Here is a 22,691-nt window from a genome sequence, read left to right as displayed (position 1 = left end):
TTTGTGCAGGGCCCCCTTAATGCAGGAACTCCTAGTGCCGTCAGCTCACGGCAAGCCAGGCGATGGCTTGCTGCTCGGACGTGAAGAACCTGGTAGGGCACGGCACTGCATTGATTCCCAGGAAGAAGTTGGCAAGGACCCGATCAACCGGCGAGGACCCAAGCAACGCGATCCGGGACGCCTGGCACGGGCGTCCGAACACCGACCGGGCGCCCCGGCTGACGTCGGCGGTCGTAGCCATGTCCACCAACATGGGATGCCGGTTTTCGCCGCACAGCTGGTTGACCTTCAGCATGGCGCGCTCGGCATCAGCTTCGGTATTCACGGCACCCCTGGGCCACTTCAGCCGGAGCATTCCGTCGGCCCCCAGCGTCAGGCCTGCCTCCGTACCTTCCTCGCGATATCCGGACATTTCCACCCTTTCTCCAGCCAGGGTTAGCCCGCACTGGATGCGTGCGACTCATGTCACCCTACAATGTACTCAACCGCGACCGAAGGGGGCAGTGTGGTAACACAATCGGCGGAGAAGTCACTTGTACCACGCACGGCCATCGTGGCGGACCCGGATGCCGGGCGCCTCGCCGCGACCTCGGCAGCCCTGGGCGCCGCGGGCTTTGCCGTTTCACAGGCGTCCAGCCGGGACAGCCTCGCTGCCCTGCTGGACCAGCGCGACCCAAGTATCGTCGTCGTGGATCAATCCCTTGCGGGACTTCCCGTGGAAGCCCCGCTGCTTCTCCTGATCGATCTGGAAGACGAAGCAGCGGAGGCTGACAGCGTCCGGAGTCTCGGCATGGCGGACTACATCGCCAAGCCAGCCTCACCGGCCGAGCTCATCCACCGGGCGGACGTCCTGATCAGCCGGGCTGCCCAGCGATCCGATGCGCGGCAAAGCGCCGAGCGGCTGCGCGAACAGCTCCGCAACGTTTCAGCCGCTGTCCGGGCAACGCACGATCCCCACCTCATTTCCAACTACCTCGTCCGGGGATTCGGCGAGACTTTCGGCGCCGACCGCGTCATCTTTACGACCTTCGACGACCACCGCGTGCCCCGAATCTCGGCCCAGTGGCACCGTGCGGACCTGATGCCGCTGACGTCCGGCCTCGGAATCCACGAAGACTCCGCCCGCCGCGTGGCCGACCACCTCTGGTCCGATGCGGAAGTCCTTGCCGTGAATGACCACCATCTCGACTGGTCCGCCGGGGACAAGGAACTGGAGGCGTGGGCACAGCAGATGAGCCCACGGGCCTCCGCCTTTGTTCCGGTGGGGGAAGGAAAGTCCTCCCTTGGTGTCATCTGGATTGCTCAGCTTGACGAGCCGAGGGAGTGGACACGCACCGAAATCTCGCTGATCCAGCACGTTGCCGGGAACGTTGCCTACGGGCTGATCCAAAGCCATCTGATGAGCGCCCAGCAGCAGGTAGTAAAACAGCTCAGGCAGCTCGACCAGGCAAAGACCGACTTCCTGGCCACGGTGAATCATGAGCTGCGGACTCCGCTGACCTCCATCTCCGCCTACCTGGACATGATCCAGGACGGGGTGGGCGGCCCGGTACCCGCCGACGTTGACCGCATGCTGGACATCATCGTGCGGAACTCCGAACGGCTGCGCCGGCTGATCGAGGACATGCTCACCGTTTCGCGGCAGGACTACGAAGGCGCCAGCCTGCACCTGGCACCCGTGCGGCTGGGACACACCCTGCAGATCGTCACGGTGGCGCTGCGGCCCCTCGCGGAGCTGGGAGACGTCTCCATAACCCTGGATCTCGACGGCGGTGATCCCACCATTACGGCCGACGAAGTGCAACTTGAACAGGTATTTACAAACTTGGTTTCAAATGCCATCAAATTCACGCCACGCGGCGGAAGCATCGTTGTCGGCTGTCGCATTGAGACAATGACCGACGGGACTCCGGGAGTTAATGTTGACGTCAGGGACACAGGAGTGGGTATCCCGGAGGAAGAAATTCCGCATCTGTTTACCCGCTTTTTCCGTGCTTCCAATGCAACGTCCACTGCGGTCCCCGGAAGCGGTCTGGGGCTTGCCATTGCACACGACATTGTGAAGGCACACCGCGGGCACATGGAGGTGGCGTCCGAGCTCGGTCACGGCACCACTATTTCGGTGCAGCTACCCGTTTCCGGGCCGTAATACGGCCGTTAAAAGTAACTGCCCCCGGATCAGAAATCCGGGGGCAGCCTGGAAGGTCGAGCTAGTTGGGCCACCAACCGATTGAGGACTGCGTTACCGTCGTCTTGCTGGAACTGCTGACGGTAGTGTCCGACTTCGGGTCAGCCGTAGCGGGCGCAGCAAATCCTGCTACTGCCAGGAGGCCGGTGAGCAGGAATGTCGCGGCAAACTTTTTCATCCGTTGGTCCTTTCAATCAATTGAGCGTGGTTTAGCATTACGCTTGACAGTATACGGTCAAATGCTCAATAAGAAGGGTCGTAATAGGACTGGAATATTGCGTTGGTGACTGTGGAAGATGCCGTGCGGGTGGATAATTGACGAATGCCGAGTCCCCGGAAATTGTCACCCTACGTAGTGGCTGAGCTGCAGGCGCGCGAAAGCTGGAAAAACCGCGACTACACCACCGCGAAGGCGAGGGCGTCAGAAGCCGCAGCACTGGCGCTGGAAGCCGGCGACCGGTCCGGAGCCTGGACCATGAACTACCTTCGGGCGGAGTGCCTCCGGGACGAGGGATCGATCCCCGAGTGCCTGGAACTGGCAAAGCTCCTCGCGGATGATCCGCTGTCGTCGGAGTATCCGTCCATGGCAGCCCGCGCCTACACCCTGCTTGCCGTGGCGCAGCAGGGGCTTGGCCACCTTCCGGAAGCCGTCGCCGCAGCTACCAGTGCTGCCCGGCTGGTGGCTGGCGAGCCGGAGGACATCTACCTTTACATCGAGGCGCAGCGCGCCCTCATTGCGGGCCTGGCCGAAAGCCGCCGCCTGGATGAGGCCTGGACCCAGTGCCTGCTCCTCGAGTCGCTGCTCACGGATTTGGTTGATGAGGATACTGCGGGCAAGGCCTACTGGGTCATTGGGAACGTGGCGTTCCTCATTGGCAGGCTGACTGACGGCGGCCGCTACCACGACATGGCCGCCGAGTGGCTGTCGCCCTCGAAGGACGTTGATCTCTGGGCGCGGTTCAACCGCGCATCCGCCGTTATGCGCCTTGAGGCGGAACTCATCGAACCCGCCACCCTGCGCTGCATCGAGCGGGCAGAACTGGCCACGGAGGTTGTGGGCGGCAGCGGCCGCGACTTGCTCGAGATGTCTTTTGCGAGGGCACACTGGCACTTCCTGACCGGCGATATGGATACGGCCATCAGCCTGCTCAGGCCGCTGTGCACCAAGGCCGGGATCCTGGCGGCCCAGACAGCAGGGGAAGCGTCATTCCTGCTGGGAAAGGCCCTTCTGGCCAGCGGGGAACACGCGGAGGGGATGCAAAGGCTCGAGGACGCTGCCGCGCTCTTTGATGACGCGGCAGCCTCCGAACGGAGCGCCCAGGTCCGTGCGTTTGCGGGTGGCGAGGGCTGACAGGTCCCCACCGGCGGCTGGAGCGTGTATTTTTAGTCTCAGCATCACCGGACGCCGGGTGGCGCCAAGAGAGGCCAAAAGCCTTGTCTCTTAGAGTCGGGGGAAGAATGTCTCAGCCGCTGGGATTGATCCAGGATCAAATCGGCAATGTCACTGCAGTGGCGGCACGGACGCTGCTGGGCCAGACACCCGTGGACCGCATCCTGGCCCACTTCATCCTCGGCGGCGACTTCAAGTCGTGTCCGGCCCGCTACTTCAATTCCGAGGCCGGGGCCGTCAACTGGTTGCAGGAGCATGCATATGTTCACTGACGGCGACCCGCGCCTGGGCAAGCTGCTGGACGGCATAGTCCGCCTTGCTGCCGGGGAACTCCATTCCAGGATCGAGGTGTCCCCCGCCAGGGATGAACTGGATGCGGTCATCATGGGCACCAACCTCCTTGCCGAGGACCTGCAGATCATGTACCAGGAGCTTGAACAGCGGGTGGAACTCCGCACCCGGTTGCTCAACGAAGCGCATTTGGAAATGCGGGAGATGGCATTGACGGACTCGCTGACAGGCCTGTCGAACCGTGTTGCCCTGGTCAGCGCCCTGAACGAAGCCCTGGCCGGGACGGAAGATGGCGGACTGCCGCCTGCGGTCCTGCTGCTGGACCTGGATGCGTTCAAGGGGATCAATGACACCTTAGGCCACGCCGCCGGAGACCAGGTGCTGACCGCCGTCGGGGAGCGAATCAGGGAATCAGTCCGGGACACGGACACCGTGGCGCGCTTGGGCGGCGATGAATTCGCCGTGCTCATGCCGGCCACCACCTTGGCCCGTGCCGCGAGCGTGGGTAACCGGATCCTCGCGGCCATGGAAGACCAGGTGGAGCTCGAGAACGATGCCGTCCACTGCGGCGCCAGCATGGGGCTGTGCATCGGCGGAGCCGGCCAAAGCGCGGAACAGCTGCTTATGGAAGCCGACGTGGCCATGTACGCGTCCAAAGCCGGCGGCCGGAACAGGCTTAAGGTCTTCGAACCGGCCATGCTGCACGCCCGCCAGCTGAGGAGCCAGCTGATAGAGGACCTGCGAACGGCAATCACGGAATCGCAGCTGGTGCTCTTCTACCAGCCCGTGGTTGAACTAGCTTCGGGGAGGATCGAAGGCGCGGAAGCCCTGGTCCGCTGGAAGCATCCTGCCCGTGGAATGGTGATGCCGGATGAGTTCATCCCGCTCGCGGAAGACGCCGGGCTGATTTCCGAGCTGGGCGGCTGGGTCCTTCGCACCGCCGTCGAACAGCTCCGGATCTGGCGCGCAGAGGCCAGGGTGGGCGACGAATTCTCCATGCGAATCAACATTTCGCCCACGGACCTGCAGCGCCTCGAATTCATTGAGGAGGTGCGGGAGGCACTCAGCGGTGCGGAGCTCAGCCCGGATCTGCTGGTCCTGGAGCTGACGGAGGGGGCAATCGTCAGCGGCAACGAGCTGGACCGGTACTCCCTGAACAGCCTGCGGAAGCTGGGCGTGGGGCTGGAAATCGACGACTTCGGCACCGGCTACTCCTCCATCAGTTACCTTCGCCGGCTTCCCGTGGACAAGGTGAAGGTGGACCGCTCCCTGCTCAAGGACCTGGGGACGGACCCGGCCCAGCCGGCCCTGATTGCCGCGATTCTCCAGCTGATCCGCGCCTGCGGCCTCGAAGCCGTATGGGAAGGGGTGGAAACCGCGGAGCAGGCGGAGCACCTGACCAGCATCGGCTGCATCAGCGCCCAGGGATACTACTTTGGCCGACCGGTCTCTGCCGACGACTTCGCGGCAGTGCTGGACGCGCAGCGCGCCTCACACGGCAGCAGCTAGTCCCACTCCCCCGGGACTGGAGCACGGCCTTGAGGAGGTCCGCCCGGTCGGTGACGATGCCGTCCACGCCGAGATCAAGGAGCCGGTTCATTTCCGCGGGATCGTTGATGGTCCACACATGGACCTGCAGTCCGTGCCGGTGGGCGCGGCGGACAAAGCCAGGGGTCACCACCGTCACGGCACCGTAGCGGACCGGCACCTGGAGCGCGTGCACGCCCTGCAGCACTCGCCGCAAAACCGCAGCCGGAAGCACCGGGCCCAGTACGGTGAACAGCGCGTTGGCAACGATTCCCGCCGACCCCGCCACCGGGCGGCTCAGGAGCCTGAGGACAGCCCGGCGCCGCCGGTCCGAGAAACTGGCAATCAGCACCTGGTCGTGGACACCGTACTGCTCAATGGCGGCCGCGAGGCTGGGCACGGAACCCCAGTCCTTGACGTCGAGGTTCAGCCGGACGCCGGGGAAGGCCGCCGCCAGCTCCGCAAAGAGCGGGACGGGCTCCAGGCCGCCGATCCTGGCCCGGGCCACCGCAGCTGCCGGGAGCCGAGCGATCCGGCCTTGCCCGTCCGTGACCCGGTCCAGCGAGGGGTCGTGGAAAACCAGCAGGACGCCGTCGGCGGTGGTGTGGACATCTGTCTCAAGGTACCGGTACCCAAGTTCGACGGCGGCCCGGAACGCGGCCATGGAGTTTTCCAGTCCGTCCGGCGAATATCCGCGGTGCGCCATGGCAATGCGTGCCGCTGGACCGCCGGCGGCGAAGAACGGCAGCGGCTCGGTCACTCCCGGGCGCCCATCTAGGCGGGCTTCACGCCACGTTCGGCGAGTTTGGCTTCGAGGATCTGGGCCACGCCGTCGTCGTCGAAGTGCGGTGCCTGCTGGCCCGCGGCGCGGATGGCTTCCGGATGGCCGCTGGCCATGGCATAGCCGTCGCCTGCCCAGCGCAGCATCTCGATGTCGTTGGGCATGTCACCGAAGGCAACCACGTCCGCCGCGTCGATCCCCAGCGAGGCGGCATATTCGGCCAGGGTGACGGCCTTGTTGACGCCGGGCAGTGCAAGCTCCAGCATTGCCACGGTAGGTGCCGAGTGCGTGGCGGATGCGATGTGCGCCACCGACTGTGAGACTTCGGCGAGGAATTCGTCGGCGGTGCCTTCGCGGACAATTGCCAGGAACTTGACCACGGCGTCGTCCGCCGTGAGCGTGCTGGCCAGCGGGGCCGGGGTGAACTCGGACAGCAGTTCGCTGGAGTCGTTTTCGATGAAGCCGGGTTCTAGGTGGAATCCGGTAAGGGTTTCCGCGGCGAACAGTGCCGAAGGCCGCAGCTGCTTGATGATGCGGCGCGCTTCGAAGACCGCGTCCAGGCTGAGGGCGCGGGCCGAGACCAGGCGGCCGTCCTCAAGGTCCCACACTACGGCGCCGTTGGAGCAGATCACCGTTCCGGAATGCCCCAGCTGGTCCTCCAGCGGGTGCAGCCAGCGGGGCGGGCGACCGGTCACGAACACCAGTTCGACGCCTGCGTCGCGGCACGCGTGGAAGGCGCGGATGGTGCGATCACTGATCTTGCCGTCATGCCCGAGGATCGTACCGTCAATGTCACTTGCTACCAGCCGCATACAGCCAGTCTACGTGGGGGCCGCGGCGGGTGTGCCCTTGAGCCCGGCGGCGCGAGTTTGGCCTCAGCGCTCGAAGATACCCGTGATCGTCCCGTGCCCCAGGGAGTGTGCGGACAGCTTCGGCTCAAGCTTGGCGGGACTGAATCCGGCGTCGAGCCCGAGGTGCTCCACGTCCAGGGCGTAGACCGTGAAGACGTACCGGTGGGGCCCGTGTCCGGGTGGCGGCGCGGCGCCCACGTAGCCGTGGAAACCGGCGTCGTTCTTCAGCTGAAGCGCGCCCGACGGCAGCTGGCGTACGCCTTCGGCGCCTGCTCCGGCGGGCAGCGACGTGACGTCGGCGGGGATGTCCAGCATGGCCCAGTGCCAGAATCCGCCACGGCCCGGGGCGTCCGGGTCGAACAGCGTCACGGCGTAGCTCCTGGTTCCGGCCGGCGCCCCGCTCCAGCTCAATTGCGGCGATTCGTCCTTGCCGCCGGCACGCATCTTGCCGCTGCGCTGGGCAGGGGGCAGTGTCTGGCCTTCCCGGACGGACTCGCTGCTGAGGTGCAGGGACGGAGCACTGCGGGCGGGAGGGGAATCGTGACGGGACATCTTCTGCAGCCTTTCAGTTAGTGGCGGAGCCGGCCCGGTTACTGGTCGGCCCCCATGGGCTCGTCACCGGCGGGCTCGTCACCGGCGAGCGCTGCGGCGGCGCGTTCCAGGCTTTCGAGTTCCAGGTGGTTGAGCTCTGCCCTGGTGGGCGGGTTGGCCCCCGGACGGGACACTGTCACGGCCGCAGCCCACGCTGCGTGCGCCAACAGTTCACGGAGTGTTTCAGCCGGCATTTCGTGCAGTTCCTTCCGGTTCTGCGCACCGTCCAGGCCGCGGTCCACCAGGCCGGAAATCAGCGCGGCCATGAAGGAATCCCCGGCGCCAACCGTGTCCGCCACCTCCACAGTGGGGGCGGCAAACTCGGTTTCTCCGGCTGCGGTGATGCCCCAGGGACCGGCCGCCCCGCGTGTGACCACCACCATGGCGGGTCCGGCGGAGCCGCCAAGGGTCAGCCATCGCCGGGCCGAATCCAGGACGCCCACGCCGGGGTAGAGCCACTCGAGGTCCTCGTCGGACGCCTTCACCACGTCCGCGAGCGCCACGAACTTTTCGGCCTGCACGCGTGCATAGTCCACGTCCGTGATGATACTGGGGCGGCAGTTGGGGTCGTAGCTGATGGTGGCGGACGGGTGGGCATGCTCGACGGCGGCAAGCACCTCCGCGGCACCCGGCGCCAGCATTGTGGCAATCGAACCGGTGTGCACCAGGGTGGTGCCCTGCAGCGTGAACGGCAGCCGGTCCGCGAGGCCGGGGAGCTCCCAGGCGAGGTCGAACGTATAGGTGGCCGCGCCGTCGTCGTCGATCAGGGCGGTGGCCACACTGGTGGGCAGGGCGTCCGGGGCCTGCGGGACCAGCACCGAACTGGACTTGAGGTGGGCGGCGACGGCCTCTCCGTAGGCGTCGCGGCCGAAGCGCCCGATGAACTGCACGGGGTGGTCCAGCCGGGCCAGTCCCACGGCCACGTTCAGGGGGCTGCCGCCCACGTGGGCTTCGATCCCCGAGGACCGCTGGACGACGTCAACCAGGCCTTCGCCAATAACAGTGAGCATGGTCATACTCTGCCAGAGAACGCGGTGCGGCGCTCCTCCGTTATGGCCGGAAAAAGGCAGAGGCGGGTGCTAACCGGCCGGCCGCAGGTCCGCCCCGTCCACAGGCACGCCGGCGGCTTCGGCGTCACCGAACTTCGCATCGATCTGGACCACGTCCCTGCCGGCGCGCTGCAGGAGGCTGGCGGCAACACCTGAGCGGTAGCCTGTGGCGCAGTGGATCCAAAGCTTGCCGCCGGGGACTTCGTCCAGGCGCATCAGCAGCTCATGGAGCGGCACATTGACCGCCCCCGTGATGTGGGACGCCGCGAACTCGTCGGTACGCCTGACGTCAACAACGGCCTCGCCATCGGCACGGCCGGCCAGCAGGCCGTCCCAGCCCACGCGCGGATAGGACGCGACGGCGGCCTCCGGCGCCAGCGCGTGCGGTTCCGTCCCGACGGCGGCATCCGGCGAGTCGATGCCGATGCGCGAGAGGTCGCGGATGGCTTTTTCAACGTCCTCTCGCGACCCCACCAACGTGAGTTTTGCACCCCAGGGCAGCACCCAGCCGACGTACGTGGTGAAGCTGGATCCGCTGCCGTATTCGAAGCTGACGCTGCCTTTGAGGTGGCTGCTGGCGAAGGCGATGCGGCGGCGGAGGTCAACCACCCATTCGCCCTCGTCAAGGCGGCGGGTGAGCTCGGCGGCGTCGAGCGCCTCCGGCACCGCGAGGTCTGCGGGGCCGGGCCCCTTGGCGTTTTGGGCACCCATGTGCGCGTAGTAGGAGGGGTAGGCCGTGAGGTTGGCGATGAGCTCCCGGACGAAGTGGTCCTCATCGGTGTCCGTCAGGGCGTGATTGGCGGTGAGCTGTTCGCCGACGGTGGAGGAGCCGGCGCCCGTGGCAGGGCCAACCGAGCAAAACGAGCCGAAGCCGTGCGTTGGGAAGAGGGCGGCGTCAGGCCGGGCCTCCGCAACGAGGCGGCGCACGGAAGCGTACTGGTCCCGGGTCAGGCCCACGGTGTCAGCCTCGGCAACCAGGTCGGTGCGGCCCACCGAGCCGTAGAGGAGGCTTCCGCCGGAAAAGACGGCCTGCTGTTCGCCGTCCTCCACGATGAAGGACAGATGCGTGTGCGTGTGGCCCGGGGTGGCGAGGGCCCTAACCGTCAGTGATCCAACGCTGAACGTCTGGCCGTCCGCGATGGCTTCGCGCTCGAACTGCACGGGGTCCGCCGAGTTCACCAGGTACCTGGCGCCGAGGGCCTTGGCGAGAAGAAGTCCGCCGGTGACGTAGTCGTTGTGCAGGTGGGTTTCGGCAACGTGGGTGATTTTCACGCCGGCGTCGCGGGCGGCGGCTTCCACCCGGTCCGTGTCCCGCTGCGGATCAATGACGAGTGCCACCGAACCGTCATGCACCAGGTAGCTCCGGTCCCCCAGCTGGGGGTCTCGATGACGACGACGTCCATGGCTTCCTCCAACGGCCCGGCCCCGTCGGGCCAGCGTGCCTGCTTACAGTCGGATTATACCCCTATGGGTATATGCGGACAACCGTCCGGACGTCCGCGGTTCCCGTGCTCATAGGCGGTTCCCGTGCTCATAGACGTCCGGGATGCCGTCGTGGTCCGAGTCGACCTGCTCACGCTCTTCTGCCTGGCGGTACTGGCGGTTCCTAGCCCGCAGCACCACCGTGGCCAGAATCGCGGCGAGAAGTGACGCCGCCAGGATCCCCACCTTGGCGTGGTCATCGTGCAGGCTTCCCGGGCCGAAGCTGAGTTCAGCGACGAGCAGGGACACCGTGAAGCCGATCCCGGCCAGGAGCGAGACGCCAAAGACGTCAATCCATTTGAAGGAGGCGTCCAGCCGTGCCCTGGTGGCTTTGGTGATGGCCCACGTGGTGCCCATGATGCCGAGCGGCTTGCCCAGGACCAGCGCCAGGATGATACCGAGGGCCACCGGGTCGGCCAGGGCCGAACCCAGTCCTTCCCAGCCACCTACGGCCACGCCGGCGGAGAAGAAGGCGAAGATGGGAACGGCCACTCCGGCGGAGATGGGGCGGAACCGGTGTTCGAAGATTTCCGCCAGGCCGGGACCCGCTTCAGGACCCCCGCTGGCCTTGGAGCGGAGTACCGGCACGGCGAACCCCAGCAGCACGCCGGCCACCGTGGCGTGGATGCCGGAGGCGTGCACCAGCGCCCACGTGGCTATGCCGAGCGGCAGGAGGATGGCCCAGGCGGCCATGAAGTGGGCACCGAAGAAGCGGCGGTATTTCTGGGCAAGGAAGGCGTACAGCCCCAGCGGGATCAGGGCCAGCAGCAGCGGGGCGGGCTGGATGTCGCTGGAATAGAAGAACGCGATGATGCTGATGGCAATCAGGTCATCCACCACTGCCAGGGTGAGCAGGAAGATGCGCAGGGCGCTGGGCAGGTGTGAGCCGATGATGGCAAGTACGGCCACTGCGAACGCGATGTCCGTGGCCGTGGGGATGGCCCACCCGCGCAGGGTTTCGGGGCTGTAGATGTTGACTGCGGCGTAGATCAGCGCCGGGACAACCACTCCGCCGGCCGCGGCGGCCACCGGAACCACCGATTTGCTGGGCTGCCGCAGGTCGCCGGCCACGAACTCGCGTTTCAGTTCCAGGCCCACCAGGAAGAAGAAGATGGCCAGCAGCCCGTCTGCAGCCCAGGCGCCCAGGCTCAGGTCGAGGTGCCAGGGTTCGTAGCCGATCCGGAAGTCACGCAACGCGAAGAAACTGTCGGAGGCCGGTGAATTTGCCCAGATGAGTGCGAGGACGGCGGCGGCCACCAGGAGGGCGCCGCCCACCGTTTCCTTGCGCAGGATCTCGCCGATGCGCAGCGATTCCGCGTAGCTGCCGTAGCCAAGGACGGTGAAGCGCGGCTTGGCGTCGGGGCCGGGCGTAGGTGTGTGGCTCATGAAGCGTCCTAAACGTTGAGTCGACAAAATCATGCCGACCAGACTTCCCGGCGCACCTTTATCCAGTGTAGGGGAAAGCCGGCTCAGCCCAGGAGTTCCTGCACCAGGTCCCGGCATTTCCGGTAGGCCGGCGTTTTGGGGTCGATCAGCGAGAAGTGGTCGCCGGGCACTTTCAGCAGCTGGACGGGACCCCCGCGGCCTTGGCAGCCCCGGCGTAGGCCTCGGACTGGCTGGCGGGCACATCCTCGTCGTCGCTGCCGTGGACGGCGTAAACGGGGATCCGCAGCGGGACCGCGCTCATGGGGTCGGCGTACTTGTAGCGTTTCGGGTACTTTCCGGACGAACCGCCCAGGAGATTACTGACCGCGCCGTTGCTGAGGTTGAGCTTGTCGGCAGCGGCCAGGTTCAGGAGGCCGGACTGGCTGACCACCCCGGTGAGGTGCACGGCGCCGCCGTCGTTCTTCCGGACCAGCTGGCGGTCCGCGTCAGGCGCGCCAAGCTGCGCGAGCCTGTCCCGGCCAGCCGCCCAGACGGCGAGATGGCCGCCGGCGGAGTGGCCCAGGGCCACGACCTTGTCCAGGCCCAGCCCGTGGGCGGCGGCGACGTCCCTGAGTTTGTCGATTCCGGCCAGCACGTCCTCGAAGGTGTGGGGCCAGCCGCCGCCGTTGCCTGCGCGCCGGTATTCCAGGTTCCAGGCCGCCATTCCGTGCATGGCGAGGTCCCGCGCCAGCGGTTCGCCGAGCTCTGCACCGTACTGAGAGCGCCAATAGCCGCCATGGATGACCACCACCACGCCGCGTGCCACTGCTGCCTCGGGCAGGAACAGCTCACCCCACTGGCTGGGGTCATCGCCGTACTGGTACTTGTGCCGCTTCACTGCGTCCTCCTTCGGGCCCGACGAACAGGAAGCGGACAGTGCCCCCAGTGTCACTGCTGCTGCCGCGCCGGGAAGCCCGCGGGTAAGCAGGGTCCGGCGCCGCCTATCAGCCATATGCCGAGCCTACCTTGGGCCACGGACAGAACAGCCACAGAGTGTCACCCCGCGCGGCTGTCGTAGGCCACCCGTAAGCTGGAAGCATGGCTAGCAACTGGGACCGCCTGGACGAAGGCCTGCGCGAGTCCGTGCAGGAAAACGTGGAGCTCTACGAACGGGTCCGCCCTGCCCTGAAACTGGTCACGCGCGAAGTCCTGCTCTCACTGCGGAGCATGCTGAAGGACACCGAAGTGACACCCCTGTTCGTCACCGGCCGCACTAAAACCGTGGAGTCCTTCAGGGAGAAGATCTCGCGCACGGAAGAACCGCTGGAACCCGGCGGCCCGCCCGTGCTGAAGTTCCCGGACCCGTTCCGGACCCTCAATGACATGGTGGGCGTCCGGGTCATCACCAAACTCCCGGCAGAAAACGCCGTGGTGGCCAACCTCATCAAGCGCCAGCGCCAGCTCTTTGACTGCCGCGGCGACCGCGAGAAGGACATCGGCTCCATCGAATCCGGCACCTACGGCTACTCCAGCCGCCACCTGATCCTGCGGACCATCCAGAACGAGGCCGTCAAGGACTACCAGCAGGTGTTCAACGCGGACGCCCAACCCAACGGCAGCTACTTTTTCGAATGCCAGATCCGCACCGTCTTTGCCCACGCCTGGAGCGAGATCGAGCACGACATCCGGTTCAAGGCCGAGGACCCCCGCGCCTGGACACCGCATTTCGACCGGCAGTTCACGGCCACGGCCGCCATGCTGGAAACCGTGGAGGGCGCCTTCGCGGACCTGCACGAACGCTACGAGGAAGTCCGCGGCTACTGGGACATGGACGGTGAAGGTGCCGCGCAGCTGACGCCCAACCGGATCCGCGACGTCTGGCGGACGCTCCTGCCCCACGTGGACCGTAAAGTGGACGATGACTGGGGCTGGGCAGCCGAACTGATGGCCGCCCACGGCCTCAACCAGACCGTACAGCTTGCAGGGCTGCTCAGTGCCAACCGGATCACCGAGGTCCGCAAGGCCCTGGACCACCGGTACTCCCCCGGGCCCGACCGGCTGCTGGATGACCTGCTGCTGTGGCAGTACGGCACCAAACACATCGACCTCACCGCGGAGGCGCCCGACGCCGTCCCGCACCCCCGGCGCGACAGCCTCCTGCGGCGGCTGAAGCAGATCGAGCGCTATCGCCAGACCCAACAATAGGAACGCATGAAGCCCGAACAACTCCAGTCCGTCCGGGCTACCCTCCGTTCCCCGCGCCGCCTCAAGACCGAGGCCCTCGCCGGACTGGTGGTGGCGCTCGCCCTTATCCCGGAGGCCGTTGCGTTCTCCGTGATTGCCGGCGTGGACCCCCGGATCGGGCTCTTCACGTCCTCTGCCATGGCCGTCACCATCTCCTTTGTGGGCGGCAGGCCGGCCATGATCTCTGCCGCCACGGCCCTGATGCGGGAACGGCTGGCCGGCAGGCTTAACTAGGGGAGCCGGTACAGCACCGTCCTGTTGCGGCCCTGTTTCTTGGCCTGGTAAAGGGCGCGGTCCGCCCGGTCCAGGAGCCGGGCGCGGCCAACATCGGCTAATTCACAGACGCCGGCGGAGACGGTAACCGCTCCGACGCCAGGGAAGTCCATGGCGCCAATGGCCTGCCGGGCCCGCTCAGCGGCCCGGATGGCGTCCGCGCCGCTGGTTCCGGGCAGCAGCCACACGAATTCCTCGCCGCCCAGGCGTGCCACGAGCTCCCCTTGCCGGGCAGTCCGCCGAAGCCGCGCTGCCACTTCGACCAGGACATCATCTCCAGCGGGATGTCCGAAGGTGTCATTGACGGTCTTGAAGCGGTCAACGTCCAAAACGATCGCGCTGAGCGGGGTGCCGTGGAGCCGGGCCTTCTCCAGTTCAAGGGCCAGGCCCGCCTCAAAAGCGCGGCGGTTCAGCAGTCCGGTGAGACTGTCCGTGCTGGCATTGTGCTCCAGGGCCGCCCAGGCCTCGGTGTTGCCAATCGCAATCTCCACCAGCTCGGCGAACTCGGCCAGCCGGTCAAGCATCGGTTCAGTGACCCCGTCAACGGAACGCGAGGTCAGCGCCACGGCTCCCCACAGTTCGCCGTGGACGCGGATTGGCGCAGCGGCACCGCTTCGGAAGCCTCCAGCGAGCAACTGCGCACCAACGCGGCCATCGTCGTGCCGGTAGTTCACGATGGACGGCTTCCCGGTGAGTGCCACCCGGGCCACAGCGGATGAGTCCTCCGGGCCGAAATCCTGCGCCCGCTTGATCTCAGGCGGCAGCCCCGGCGCCATGGCAACAATGTCTGCACTACCGGCACCGGTGAACCGCACAACGGCGGCGGAGTCGACGGAGAACAGGCGCTGCAGGATCGCAGCAACCCGCTCCGCAATGTCCACGGGCGCCACACTTCTGGCGACGGCTGTCGCTATCTCGTGCAGGGCCGCCCAGGTCTGTTCACGCTGCAGCCGTTCGGTGACATCCACCGCCACAACCAGGCCTGCCGTTATTCCTTCTTCCGAGTTGACCGGCCTTGCCGTGAGGCTGAATGTCCGGTGTCCGATACTTCGCTTCCACGTCACCTCGTCCCCGGCGAGCGCCGCGCGGTAGCGCGGCTCGAGCTCCGCGGCAAGTTGCGGGCTCAATGCCTCGTGAATGGTCCGCCCCTCCAGTTCCGCGGGGGTGTGGCCGAATGCGGCGAGTTCCTGGCCTTCGGCGATGATGTACCGCAGGTCGGAGTCGAAGAGCAGAACAAAAACACTCGGAATGCTGCTGGCCAATGCCCGGTAGCGGGATGCATCACGATGCTCCCTGCGTTCAGCCACGATCCTGTCGGTAATGTCAGTGATGAGGACAAAGAAACCGCTGACCTGCCCGTCCCGCAGGTCAGGCACGTAGGAAACCTGGGCGTGGCGCCTCTGGCCGGCTGCATTCACAATCGTCTTGCCGAACAGCTGCGGCCGCCCCTCGAGGACGCCCGCAATGTAGGGGAGGTCTTCGCGGTATGCGTCCTCACCCACCACATCGCGCATGTGCAGCCCGCGAATCTGCTCCGCGGTCCGGCCGATCCACCCCACGTACGCGTCATTGGCCACTTGGTTCCGCAGCTCCGGATCCCAGTAGCCGACCATGGCAGGGACCCCGTTCAGGACTGCCAAAATCCGGCTGTCCATTGCTGCCACCGCGGCGGACGGCCCACCGTCGGATTTCCCTGGTTCCCTGTTGTTCACGAACCAATAATCACAGCAGCGCCGCCCTCCGGGCACCCCCCCACGCTGGACGATGCCCAACTGACACAAACCGTTTTGTAATTCATGTGACAGCTTCTGTCATCTATGCTTGTCCCAGGAGCAGCTCTGCGGCACGTTGCAGACACGCCATCCCGGGGGAGAGAAATAGCATGGCAGGAAAATTCGAACTCGTCGCCGCTGAACAAGGCGGCGTCCGCATCCGGCTCATCAACGGTGCAGGCAACGTCCTGGCCGTCTCGGGCATCTATCGTGACCGCGCGGCAGCTGCGTGCGGCGTTACGGAGATCCGGGAGCACGCGGCCACGGCACATATCGCCGATCACAGCGACGGCCCACAGGAATAGGGCCCACACCCACCCGGGCTTCCGACCGCCCAGTCTGACATAAATGTCAGACGTTTGTTCATGAATTGGCCGGACTGGCCGCCCGGGTGTGAGCATTATTGGATGCTTGAGGCAACTAATACCCACGAGACCACAGCGGCAGGCACTGAAGCCGACGCGCCGCTCAATCCCGCGCTGGCCGCGGAAGCGAAAATCGCCCGCATTGCGGTGACGGTTTTCCCCATCCTGGTGGTGGTTGCAGGGATTGCCGGCTTCCTGCTGCCCGGCGCGTTCAAACCCATGGCGCCCAGCGTTCCCTACCTGCTCGGCATCATCATGTTCTGCATGGGCCTGACCCTCACCCCTCCCGATTTCGCCTCTGTGGTCAAGCGCCCCTGGGCCGTGGTGCTGGGCATAGTCGCCCACTACGTGATCATGCCCGGGGCCGGATGGCTGATAGCCGTTGCGCTCAACCTTCCCCCCGAACTGGCCGTGGGCCTCATTCTGGTGGGCTGCGCACCGTCAGGGACCGCCTCCAATGTGATGGCCTTCCTGGCCAAGGGCGACGTTGCACTGTCCGTGGCCGTCGCGTCCGTTTCGACGCTGATCGCCCCCGTTGTCACACCCCTGCTGGTCCTGTTCCTCGCCGGATCCTTCCTGCAGATCGACGCCGGCGCCATGGTCCTGGACATAGTCAAGACTGTCCTCCTGCCGGTGATCGCGGGACTGCTGGCACGCCTGTTCCTCAAGAAGCTCGTGGCAAAGCTTCTGCCGGCACTTCCTTGGGCGTCCGCCGTCGTAATCTCCCTAATCGTTGCGATCGTCGTAGCGGGCAGCGCCAGCAAGATTGTTGCCGCCGGCGGAATCGTCTTCCTCGCCGTGGTCCTGCACAACGGCTTTGGCCTGGGCCTCGGATACCTGGCCGGGAAAGTGGGGCGCCTCGACGACAAGGCACGCCGGGCCCTGGCCTTCGAAGTGGGCATGCAGAACTCCGGTCTCGCCGCCACCCTGGCCACAGCGCATTTCAGCCCGCTGGCCGCACTGCCTTCCGCAGTGTTCTCGCTCTGGCACAATATCTCGGGCGCGATCGTGGCCGCGTGGCTGGCCCGGCGGCCGCTGGGCGAGTCCGCGGCACAGGACGCCTAGCCACCCCTTAGCTGCGGTGGTGGTCGATGAGCCAGCCGGCCATCTGCTGCGCCCGCCTGGACGCCAGGAAGTCCCCTTCGGTGGCCGAGATGATGGAGCCCTTCATCAGGATGTGCCAGGAGCGGGCGAACTCCTCGGTGCGCTGCAGCCCGGCTTCCTCGGCCAGGGCCTGGATGTGGCCGCGGATCCGGCTCAGGTAACCGATGCTCGCCTTCCCCAGCGGATGCTCCGGGCCCATTTCCAGCAGGACATTGATGAACGTGCAGGCCTCGAAGTCGTCGCGGTGGAACCAGTCGCCGAACACGTCGAACACCGCGAGCAACTGTTCCTCGGGAGTGCTGCCGCGCCGGCGGGCCTCGGAGACAATGAGGTCTACGGTCCACACCTGGTCACGGAGCGCCAGGAAGGCCAAAACCAGGGCGTCCTTGGAGGGGAAATGCCGGTAGAACGTCGCTTTGGCCACGCCGGAGCGGCTGATGAGCTCGTTGGTTCCCACATCGCGGATGCCGCGGCGGGAAAACAGCTCATAAGCGGCGGCAAGGATCCGGTCCACGGGATCATCCCGGCCGGACAGCGCCTGGGCGGGCAACAAGGTGGAACGGTTGGCGTCTTCGGCAGTCATTGTGGAAGAAATTTTACATGCGGAACCGAGTGAGCGCGGATTAACCGGGCGCGCTGAGCTATAGGGAGCGCTGGGGCCGCCTCCCCTGATGGCGGTGCATACCGATGATCCTGGACCGGTGCCGGACAGGACCACGGTTAAGCGCCTGGACGAAGCCGTCCAACAGGGTGGGATCCTTGGAGTTGTTGGCGAGCCCCACGAGATCCGCTGCTGCCCGTGCCACCTTGATGTTGCGGTGCTGGCTGTAGTTCACCAGGAGCCGGAAGGCCTCCTCGGAACCAATATGGAGTGCTCCCATCAGGATGCCTTTGGCCTGCTCGATAGTGCTCCGGCTCGCGCTGGCCGCCACAACGGCCTCCCGGGCAAACTGCTCCGTTTCACGCTGCAGGGTCTTGGTGAGGTCAATAACGTAGGCGTCAATGTGGCTCAGGCCGCCGTCGCGGCCAAGTATGCCCTCCCCCGCCGTCAGGACCCGATGCTCACGCATGCGGGCGTCGATGAGCCTGTCGAAGCTGAAGAAGCTACCGCCCTGCGTCAGGACCTGGCTGAAGATTTCCCGGCCGCGGCTACGGTCGTCCGGATGCTTGTGCGACAGGAACAGGTCAATGGTGGGCACGATCTCCCCGCGGCCATAGCCGTGAATGAGGTAGAGCTCCTCCGACCAGTGCAGCTTGCCTGTGGCAGCGTCAAAGCGGAACGTGCCCGCGAGGCAATCCGCCGGCGCAAGGGTATTGGGGTACAGCTGAGCAGCTTTCGGTGCGGCCATGGCACTCAGCACGGACGGAAACCGGCGACGGCGGCTTCCGGCCTGAGGGACTGCCGCCACCGGACCAGGATCTGCTGCTTCCGGCTCGCCGCCCGCCCGCCCAGGGCACGGGCCGCCGAGGTGATCCGGGTCTTCGGCTGCCGGGACGGGCTGACCGATCCGGCCGGGAGGACTTTGCGCTTTTCCCCAGCTTCGCTTGGAACATCCCCTGCCACGTCCGCCAGGGGAGTCGACAGGACTGCAAACGCGCCGGCGGTGCGTTCAACCTCCGGTGCCGGAATCTCGGTGACAAAGCCCATCCCGGCATACTCGCGCACCGCGGCGATCCCAGCCACAGCGGCGGGTTTGTCCGGGAACGGCTTGGAGAGTGCCATGACTGTTCCGTCCGGAGCAGTCAGTTGAAATCTAAAGGAATCGTCCGAGTCTGTGAATAGTTCGAACATGCCTGCCATTGAACCCTCCTGAGACCTGGGATCACGCCACTCCCGGTGACGCCGTTGTCAGCGGAAGCAGCCTGAATCCATCGTTGTGGTGCCGGACGCCTGTGAACGGCCGGTTCGAATTGATGAATTCATGAAAGTCTGAACTACGCATCCCGTCTGCGCAAGGGGCGGCCGCAGATTGAAAATTACCCGCCCGCCGGGACACATCCAGGGGCTACGATGTACCTCAGCACCGCGATAAATAGGGGGCGTGCGAGACAGACCTTTCTGTCTGCCCTAGGCCTTGACCGCTGGACATCAGTCTGGCGCTGCACATTGGATGTAAGGAGGGAGGCCTGATGAAGGATGATCTGCCCGTAGCTCTGGTCCCCAGTGGCGTGAAGGCCGAACTTTTCAAATCCATGGGGCATCCTGCGCGTATTCAGGTCCTGGAGATGCTCGCAGACGGCCCCGTGGCCGTCAGCCGGCTGCGCGACGACACAGGCCTCGAACCCTCAAATCTGTCCCAGCACCTCGGCGTGCTCCGCCGCCAGCGCCTGATCACACCCTCCCGTCAGGACGGGCGGCTGTTCTACGAACTGTCCTGCCCCGAAGTGAGCAGCCTGCTCACGGCAGCCCACTCCCTGCTGGGCATTGTGCTGCAAACGACACGCCTGACCCTGAGTGCACTGGACGAATCCGCAAGGGAAACAGCGGTCCGCTAGCTGTACGGCTGGCGGCGGCGTCACGCCGGCGGCCCGCTGTAAACTCGGTGCGGGCATGGGGTGTTGCCCTAGGAAAACGACAACGGGGGAATGCGGCATGGCAGCAACGCTTCACGACGTCGCACGCCTGGCGGGAGTCTCGATCAAGACTGTCTCAAACGTCATCAACAACCATCCGCACGTGCGGGACACCACCCGGGCCAAGGTGGAAACGGCCATCGCTGCCCTGAGCTACCGCCCCAACCTGACGGCCAGAAGCCTCCGGTCCGGGCACGCCGGCGCCATCACGCTGGCGCTCCCCCAGCTGCGGCTGCCCTACTTCGCCGAGCTGGCGGATTCCGTCATCGAAGCCGCCGCCAAACAGGGCCTGGTGGTGCGGATCGAACAAACCGGGGCGGACCGCGACCGCGAACTCGAGGTGATGGCCAACCCCCGCCTGAAAATGACGGACGGGCTGATTTTCAGCCCGCTGGCACTGGGCCAGGACGATGCCGAACTCATCCGCGCCGACGTACCGCTTGTCCTGCTGGGTGAGCGGATCTTCCACAGCACTTCGGACCACGTGACCATGCAGAATGTTGCTGCGGCCCGCGCCGCGACAGAGCACCTGCTTGACCTGGGCCGCAAGCGGATAGCGGTGGTGGGCGCGCATCAGGGCGAGGTGATCGGTTCCGCCGGCCTACGCCTGCGCGGTTACCGGGAGGCGCTGGAAACCCGGAAAATCCCGTACGACGACGGCATCGTTTCCTATGTCCAGGACTGGCACCGCTCCAACGGGGCGGCGGCCATGCATGAGCTGCTGGACCGGGGGGCCACATTCGACGCTGTCTTCGGCCTCAACGATACCCTTGCCCAGGGTGCCATGCGCGTGCTCCAGGAAGCGGGTTACCGCATCCCGGATGACGTCGCCGTGATCGGCTTCGACGACCTGGACGAGACACGCTATTCCCTGCCGACCCTCAGTACCGTGGACCCTGGGCGGGACGAAATTGCCGGGACCGCCATCCGGCTGCTTATGGAGCGGATCAAGAACCCCGACGGCGGGCCTCCCCGCGAAGTCGAGTCGGCATTCCGCCTGGTGCCGCGTGAGTCCACCGTGGGCGGGCAGGCCGCGGTCGAGTCAGGCGGCTAAATTCCGGGTCACACCAGATCCCCCGGGGGCGCGTGCGGGCTGCGACGTCCTGCAGGTCCCGGACGGCCGCATTGAGCCGCTCCTCGAGCTGACGGGCGGTTGATGAGGAAAGTGAAATTATCCGTGGCGGTGCTGCGGTGAGGTCGCCGCCGTCGAGCTTGGTCGATACGTACCAGGCGGTATCGCCGCCAAAGGCGTTGCGGGTGATGGCGGGACCCGCAGCGGCCCGGCCGTCATGCTCGGGGACGACCACCTGTTCCCCGTCACGGTGGGCCTGAACGGCCTACTCAACCAGGGCGCTTCCGCCCTGGCCTGTAAAGGCCTGGCCCCGGATAGGCTTTAGCCATGTCTCAGACTCCCGCCAAAAACCGCCCCAAGATCGACGACGTCGCCAGGGAAGCGGGCGTCTCGCGTGGCACGGTTTCCCGGGTTCACAGCGGCGGGCATTGGGTCAGTCCACCGGCTTTGGCAGCCGTGAATGCCGCCATCAAGAAGACCGGGTACCGGGTCAATCCGCACGAACAGCGCCGGGCCACCGAATTCCTGACGGCCGGCCATGTGGACGGCGTCCTCCTGGTCTCCTCGCACGCCACCAGGAAGGGCATCATTTCCGGGATCGTCGGCGCCAACATACCGGAAGACGTGGCCGTCGCCGGGTTCGATGACATCAAGGTCTCCTCCACCACTGTGCCCACGCTGACCACGGTCCGGCAGCCGTTTGAACGGATCAGCGCGGAAATGGTCCGGCTCCTCCTGGCCGTCATCGACGGCGAGCGGCCCGCCGCCATCACCCTTCCCACCGAGCTGGTGGTCCGAGAATCGGCCTGATGAGGATGATCTGATGGGGACGACACCACGGGACGCGGGCATCCTCTTCGATTCGGGCCGGATGTTCTACGGCCGGCTGCCGCGCGCCATCATCGGCGGCACCTTCATCCTGCTGGCAGGAAGCCTGCTCGCCGCGTTCGCCACCGGTGCGCTGCGTACTGACCCGTCGGTCGCCGTGCTCCTTGGCGGTGCTGCAGCCTTTATCGGGATCCTCGGCTTCGGATTCTCCAGGATCCAGGTCCGCGAAAACGAAGTGCGGTTGCGCTGGTTCCCCTTCTATCGCCGCCGGATCCCCGTAACAGCGATCCGGCGGGCCACTCCCGCGGCGATTCACGGCCTGCGCTACGGATTCGGGCTGCGGTTCGGCGCCTTCGGGCTGGGAATCATCCAGGACACCGGGCCGGCGGTCCAGCTCGATTCCGGCCACGGATATCTGCTGAGCCTTGGAAATCAAGACCGCCAGGAGCGGTTCCTTTCTGCTCTGGCCGCTTCAGGCGTCGACATTCACCGGCCGTGATCCGGCGAATCCTGCCGTGACGGGCAGTGAGCCTTCCGGTGCGGCCCGGAGTCTCCCCTAGGTTTTTTCAACCCACTGTGCGCGCCATTCCGGTGCGTCGAAGGCCTCACTCCAGTAGGCCGTTTCCTTCGCAATCCGGCCGTCCCGGAACTCAAAGATGAACACCGTTTCATACTGCGGTCCGCCGTAATCCAGCAAAGCCTCGGCCACCACCAGATCCCCGCCGCTGAGGATCCGGCGCGGCGTGATGGTGGGCAGTTGGGGGAACGCGTTGTAGATGCCCCTCCGGTTTTCGGCGCCGCGCACCAGCTCACCGGACTGCGGCCAGTGCATCACTGCGTCGTCATGGAACAGCTCGTCCATGACCTCAACGCGGCGGTCATTGATGCAGGCGATCAGCCGGTCGACTACCTTTTCGTTTGCACTGGGTTCATCCACGGTTCTG

At 65.9% G+C, this 22,691-nt stretch carries 23 protein-coding genes and 3 pseudogenes; 12 read left to right on the top strand and 14 right to left on the bottom strand.

From position 1 onward, the window contains the following. Positions 1–40: 40 nt before the first annotated feature. Positions 41–412 (bottom strand): STAS/SEC14 domain-containing protein, encoded by a 372-nt coding sequence (locus FCN77_RS00645; RefSeq protein ID WP_137320678.1) that lies wholly within the window; start codon positions 410–412, stop codon positions 41–43. Between the two features lie 93 nt (positions 413–505). On the opposite strand from FCN77_RS00645, the gene FCN77_RS00640 reads away from it, so the two are divergent. Further along, on the top strand, positions 506–2,149 hold the full coding sequence (locus tag FCN77_RS00640) for an ATP-binding protein (RefSeq protein WP_254678785.1): 1,644 nt from the start codon (positions 506–508) through the stop codon (positions 2,147–2,149). Positions 2,150–2,210: 61 nt separating this feature from the next. Here FCN77_RS00640 and FCN77_RS25765 read toward each other — a convergent pair whose 3' ends face one another. Further along, positions 2,211–2,366 carry a hypothetical protein gene (locus FCN77_RS25765; protein ID WP_175417097.1) on the bottom strand — a complete coding sequence of 52 codons (156 nt, stop codon included), beginning with the start codon at positions 2,364–2,366 and terminating at the stop codon, positions 2,211–2,213. A gap of 177 nt (positions 2,367–2,543) precedes the next feature. On the opposite strand from FCN77_RS25765, the gene FCN77_RS00630 reads away from it, so the two are divergent. The 3 genes from FCN77_RS00630 to FCN77_RS00620 all read left to right on the top strand — a co-directional run bounded on the left by FCN77_RS00630 (position 2,544) and on the right by FCN77_RS00620 (position 5,378). Next, the gene (locus FCN77_RS00630) at positions 2,544–3,539 is read left to right on the top strand and encodes a hypothetical protein (RefSeq protein WP_254678784.1); all 996 of its coding nucleotides are present in this window, start codon (positions 2,544–2,546) and stop codon (positions 3,537–3,539) included. A gap of 107 nt (positions 3,540–3,646) precedes the next feature. After that, complete coding sequence (locus tag FCN77_RS00625) at positions 3,647–3,850, top strand: hypothetical protein (protein ID WP_137320674.1); 204 nt, start codon at positions 3,647–3,649, stop codon at positions 3,848–3,850. Beyond that, positions 3,840–5,378: a bifunctional diguanylate cyclase/phosphodiesterase gene (locus tag FCN77_RS00620; protein ID WP_137320673.1), complete on the top strand. Its 1,539-nt coding sequence runs from the start codon at positions 3,840–3,842 to the stop codon at positions 5,376–5,378. The genes FCN77_RS00625 and FCN77_RS00620 overlap by 11 nt, the downstream gene beginning before the upstream one ends. Here FCN77_RS00620 and FCN77_RS00615 read toward each other — a convergent pair. The 7 genes and pseudogenes from FCN77_RS00615 to FCN77_RS00585 all read right to left on the bottom strand — a co-directional run bounded on the left by FCN77_RS00615 (position 5,284) and on the right by FCN77_RS00585 (position 12,413). Continuing rightward, a complete protein-coding gene (locus FCN77_RS00615; RefSeq protein ID WP_137324578.1) occupies positions 5,284–6,102 on the bottom strand; it encodes a glycerophosphodiester phosphodiesterase in 819 nt (272 codons plus the stop codon). The two genes, FCN77_RS00620 and FCN77_RS00615, sit on opposite strands and share 95 nt — an antisense overlap. 68 nt (positions 6,103–6,170) lie before the next feature. Continuing rightward, positions 6,171–6,989: an HAD family hydrolase gene (locus FCN77_RS00610; RefSeq protein ID WP_137320672.1), complete on the bottom strand. Its 819-nt coding sequence runs from the start codon at positions 6,987–6,989 to the stop codon at positions 6,171–6,173. A gap of 63 nt (positions 6,990–7,052) precedes the next feature. Further along, positions 7,053–7,580, bottom strand: coding sequence for a YbhB/YbcL family Raf kinase inhibitor-like protein (locus tag FCN77_RS00605; RefSeq protein WP_137320671.1), 528 nt, complete (start codon positions 7,578–7,580; stop codon positions 7,053–7,055). A gap of 38 nt (positions 7,581–7,618) precedes the next feature. Continuing rightward, positions 7,619–8,629: a carbohydrate kinase gene (locus tag FCN77_RS00600; protein WP_254678783.1), complete on the bottom strand. Its 1,011-nt coding sequence runs from the start codon at positions 8,627–8,629 to the stop codon at positions 7,619–7,621. A gap of 69 nt (positions 8,630–8,698) precedes the next feature. Further along, positions 8,699–10,071 (bottom strand): annotated as a pseudogene (locus tag FCN77_RS00595) (rhodanese-like domain-containing protein). 109 nt (positions 10,072–10,180) lie between these two features. Further along, on the bottom strand, positions 10,181–11,536 hold the full coding sequence (gene nhaA, locus FCN77_RS00590) for a Na+/H+ antiporter NhaA (RefSeq protein WP_137320669.1): 1,356 nt from the start codon (positions 11,534–11,536) through the stop codon (positions 10,181–10,183). 83 nt (positions 11,537–11,619) lie between these two features. Then, positions 11,620–12,413, bottom strand: a pseudogene (locus FCN77_RS00585) (alpha/beta hydrolase). A 200-nt stretch (positions 12,414–12,613) separates the two neighbouring features. On the opposite strand from FCN77_RS00585, the gene FCN77_RS00580 reads away from it, so the two are divergent. Both FCN77_RS00580 and FCN77_RS00575 read left to right on the top strand, forming a co-directional pair. Further along, entirely contained in the window at positions 12,614–13,720 is a 1,107-nt protein-coding gene (locus FCN77_RS00580; protein WP_137320668.1) for a GTP pyrophosphokinase family protein, read from the top strand. A 6-nt stretch (positions 13,721–13,726) separates the two neighbouring features. Continuing rightward, a pseudogene (locus FCN77_RS00575) lies at positions 13,727–13,954 on the top strand (SulP family inorganic anion transporter); the annotation flags it as partial. Between the two features lie 35 nt (positions 13,955–13,989). On the opposite strand, the gene FCN77_RS00570 reads toward FCN77_RS00575, so the two are convergent. Continuing rightward, the gene (locus FCN77_RS00570; RefSeq protein ID WP_175417095.1) at positions 13,990–15,687 is read right to left on the bottom strand and encodes a diguanylate cyclase; all 1,698 of its coding nucleotides are present in this window, start codon (positions 15,685–15,687) and stop codon (positions 13,990–13,992) included. 227 nt (positions 15,688–15,914) lie between these two features. Between FCN77_RS00570 and FCN77_RS00565 the strand changes: the two genes are divergently transcribed. Both FCN77_RS00565 and FCN77_RS00560 read left to right on the top strand, forming a co-directional pair. Next, positions 15,915–16,109 carry a YegP family protein gene (locus FCN77_RS00565; protein WP_137320666.1) on the top strand — a complete coding sequence of 65 codons (195 nt, stop codon included), beginning with the start codon at positions 15,915–15,917 and terminating at the stop codon, positions 16,107–16,109. A 102-nt stretch (positions 16,110–16,211) separates the two neighbouring features. Next, on the top strand, positions 16,212–17,234 hold the full coding sequence (locus tag FCN77_RS00560; protein ID WP_137320665.1) for a bile acid:sodium symporter family protein: 1,023 nt from the start codon (positions 16,212–16,214) through the stop codon (positions 17,232–17,234). Between the two features lie 7 nt (positions 17,235–17,241). On the opposite strand, the gene FCN77_RS00555 is transcribed toward FCN77_RS00560, so the two are convergent. From FCN77_RS00555 to FCN77_RS26510, 3 genes are read right to left on the bottom strand one after another with little or no spacing between them, the layout of a single operon-like run. Then, a complete protein-coding gene (locus FCN77_RS00555; RefSeq protein ID WP_175417094.1) occupies positions 17,242–17,856 on the bottom strand; it encodes a TetR/AcrR family transcriptional regulator in 615 nt (204 codons plus the stop codon). A gap of 58 nt (positions 17,857–17,914) precedes the next feature. Beyond that, positions 17,915–18,622 (bottom strand): PAS and ANTAR domain-containing protein, encoded by a 708-nt coding sequence (locus FCN77_RS00550; RefSeq protein ID WP_137320664.1) that lies wholly within the window; start codon positions 18,620–18,622, stop codon positions 17,915–17,917. Between the two features lie 5 nt (positions 18,623–18,627). Further along, a complete protein-coding gene (locus FCN77_RS26510) occupies positions 18,628–18,996 on the bottom strand; it encodes a hypothetical protein (protein ID WP_254678782.1) in 369 nt (122 codons plus the stop codon). Positions 18,997–19,403: 407 nt separating this feature from the next. Here FCN77_RS26510 and FCN77_RS00540 point away from each other — a divergent pair, with 407 nt between their 5' ends. From FCN77_RS00540 to FCN77_RS00520, 4 genes are all read left to right on the top strand, one after another. Beyond that, positions 19,404–19,769, top strand: a complete 366-nt coding sequence (locus tag FCN77_RS00540; protein WP_137320663.1) for a helix-turn-helix transcriptional regulator — start codon at positions 19,404–19,406, stop codon at positions 19,767–19,769. A 97-nt stretch (positions 19,770–19,866) separates the two neighbouring features. Continuing rightward, the gene (locus FCN77_RS00535; RefSeq protein WP_137320662.1) at positions 19,867–20,901 is read left to right on the top strand and encodes a LacI family DNA-binding transcriptional regulator; all 1,035 of its coding nucleotides are present in this window, start codon (positions 19,867–19,869) and stop codon (positions 20,899–20,901) included. A gap of 345 nt (positions 20,902–21,246) precedes the next feature. Then, positions 21,247–21,729 carry a substrate-binding domain-containing protein gene (locus FCN77_RS00525; RefSeq protein WP_137320660.1) on the top strand — a complete coding sequence of 161 codons (483 nt, stop codon included), beginning with the start codon at positions 21,247–21,249 and terminating at the stop codon, positions 21,727–21,729. Positions 21,730–21,742: 13 nt separating this feature from the next. Continuing rightward, complete coding sequence (locus FCN77_RS00520) at positions 21,743–22,246, top strand: hypothetical protein (RefSeq protein WP_137320659.1); 504 nt, start codon at positions 21,743–21,745, stop codon at positions 22,244–22,246. Positions 22,247–22,303: 57 nt separating this feature from the next. Here FCN77_RS00520 and FCN77_RS00515 read toward each other — a convergent pair whose 3' ends face one another. Then, positions 22,304–22,684, bottom strand: coding sequence for a nuclear transport factor 2 family protein (locus FCN77_RS00515; protein WP_137320658.1), 381 nt, complete (start codon positions 22,682–22,684; stop codon positions 22,304–22,306). Positions 22,685–22,691 lie beyond the last annotated feature (7 nt).

The sequence above is a fragment of the Arthrobacter sp. 24S4-2 genome (genome assembly GCF_005280255.1).
Classification (GTDB): Bacteria; Actinomycetota; Actinomycetes; order Actinomycetales; family Micrococcaceae; genus Arthrobacter.
This window is presented reverse-complemented; position numbering and strand designations above follow the sequence as displayed.

Coding starts and splice junctions, on each gene's coding strand:
- FCN77_RS00645 (WP_137320678.1), bottom strand. CDS start 412: ATGTCCGGATATCGCGAGGAAGGTACGGAGGCAGGCCTGACGCTGGGG.
- FCN77_RS25765 (WP_175417097.1), bottom strand. CDS start 2,366: ATGAAAAAGTTTGCCGCGACATTCCTGCTCACCGGCCTCCTGGCAGTA.
- FCN77_RS00625 (WP_137320674.1), top strand. CDS start 3,647: ATGTCTCAGCCGCTGGGATTGATCCAGGATCAAATCGGCAATGTCACT.
- FCN77_RS00620 (WP_137320673.1), top strand. CDS start 3,840: ATGTTCACTGACGGCGACCCGCGCCTGGGCAAGCTGCTGGACGGCATA.
- FCN77_RS00615 (WP_137324578.1), bottom strand. CDS start 6,102: ATGGCGCACCGCGGATATTCGCCGGACGGACTGGAAAACTCCATGGCC.
- FCN77_RS00610 (WP_137320672.1), bottom strand. CDS start 6,989: ATGCGGCTGGTAGCAAGTGACATTGACGGTACGATCCTCGGGCATGAC.
- FCN77_RS00605 (WP_137320671.1), bottom strand. CDS start 7,580: ATGTCCCGTCACGATTCCCCTCCCGCCCGCAGTGCTCCGTCCCTGCAC.
- FCN77_RS00600 (WP_254678783.1), bottom strand. CDS start 8,629: ATGCTCACTGTTATTGGCGAAGGCCTGGTTGACGTCGTCCAGCGGTCC.
- nhaA (WP_137320669.1), bottom strand. CDS start 11,536: ATGAGCCACACACCTACGCCCGGCCCCGACGCCAAGCCGCGCTTCACC.
- FCN77_RS00580 (WP_137320668.1), top strand. CDS start 12,614: ATGGCTAGCAACTGGGACCGCCTGGACGAAGGCCTGCGCGAGTCCGTG.
- FCN77_RS00570 (WP_175417095.1), bottom strand. CDS start 15,687: ATGGACAGCCGGATTTTGGCAGTCCTGAACGGGGTCCCTGCCATGGTC.
- FCN77_RS00565 (WP_137320666.1), top strand. CDS start 15,915: ATGGCAGGAAAATTCGAACTCGTCGCCGCTGAACAAGGCGGCGTCCGC.
- FCN77_RS00560 (WP_137320665.1), top strand. CDS start 16,212: ATGCTTGAGGCAACTAATACCCACGAGACCACAGCGGCAGGCACTGAA.
- FCN77_RS00555 (WP_175417094.1), bottom strand. CDS start 17,856: ATGACTGCCGAAGACGCCAACCGTTCCACCTTGTTGCCCGCCCAGGCG.
- FCN77_RS00550 (WP_137320664.1), bottom strand. CDS start 18,622: ATGGCCGCACCGAAAGCTGCTCAGCTGTACCCCAATACCCTTGCGCCG.
- FCN77_RS26510 (WP_254678782.1), bottom strand. CDS start 18,996: ATGGCACTCTCCAAGCCGTTCCCGGACAAACCCGCCGCTGTGGCTGGG.
- FCN77_RS00540 (WP_137320663.1), top strand. CDS start 19,404: ATGAAGGATGATCTGCCCGTAGCTCTGGTCCCCAGTGGCGTGAAGGCC.
- FCN77_RS00535 (WP_137320662.1), top strand. CDS start 19,867: ATGGCAGCAACGCTTCACGACGTCGCACGCCTGGCGGGAGTCTCGATC.
- FCN77_RS00525 (WP_137320660.1), top strand. CDS start 21,247: ATGTCTCAGACTCCCGCCAAAAACCGCCCCAAGATCGACGACGTCGCC.
- FCN77_RS00520 (WP_137320659.1), top strand. CDS start 21,743: ATGGGGACGACACCACGGGACGCGGGCATCCTCTTCGATTCGGGCCGG.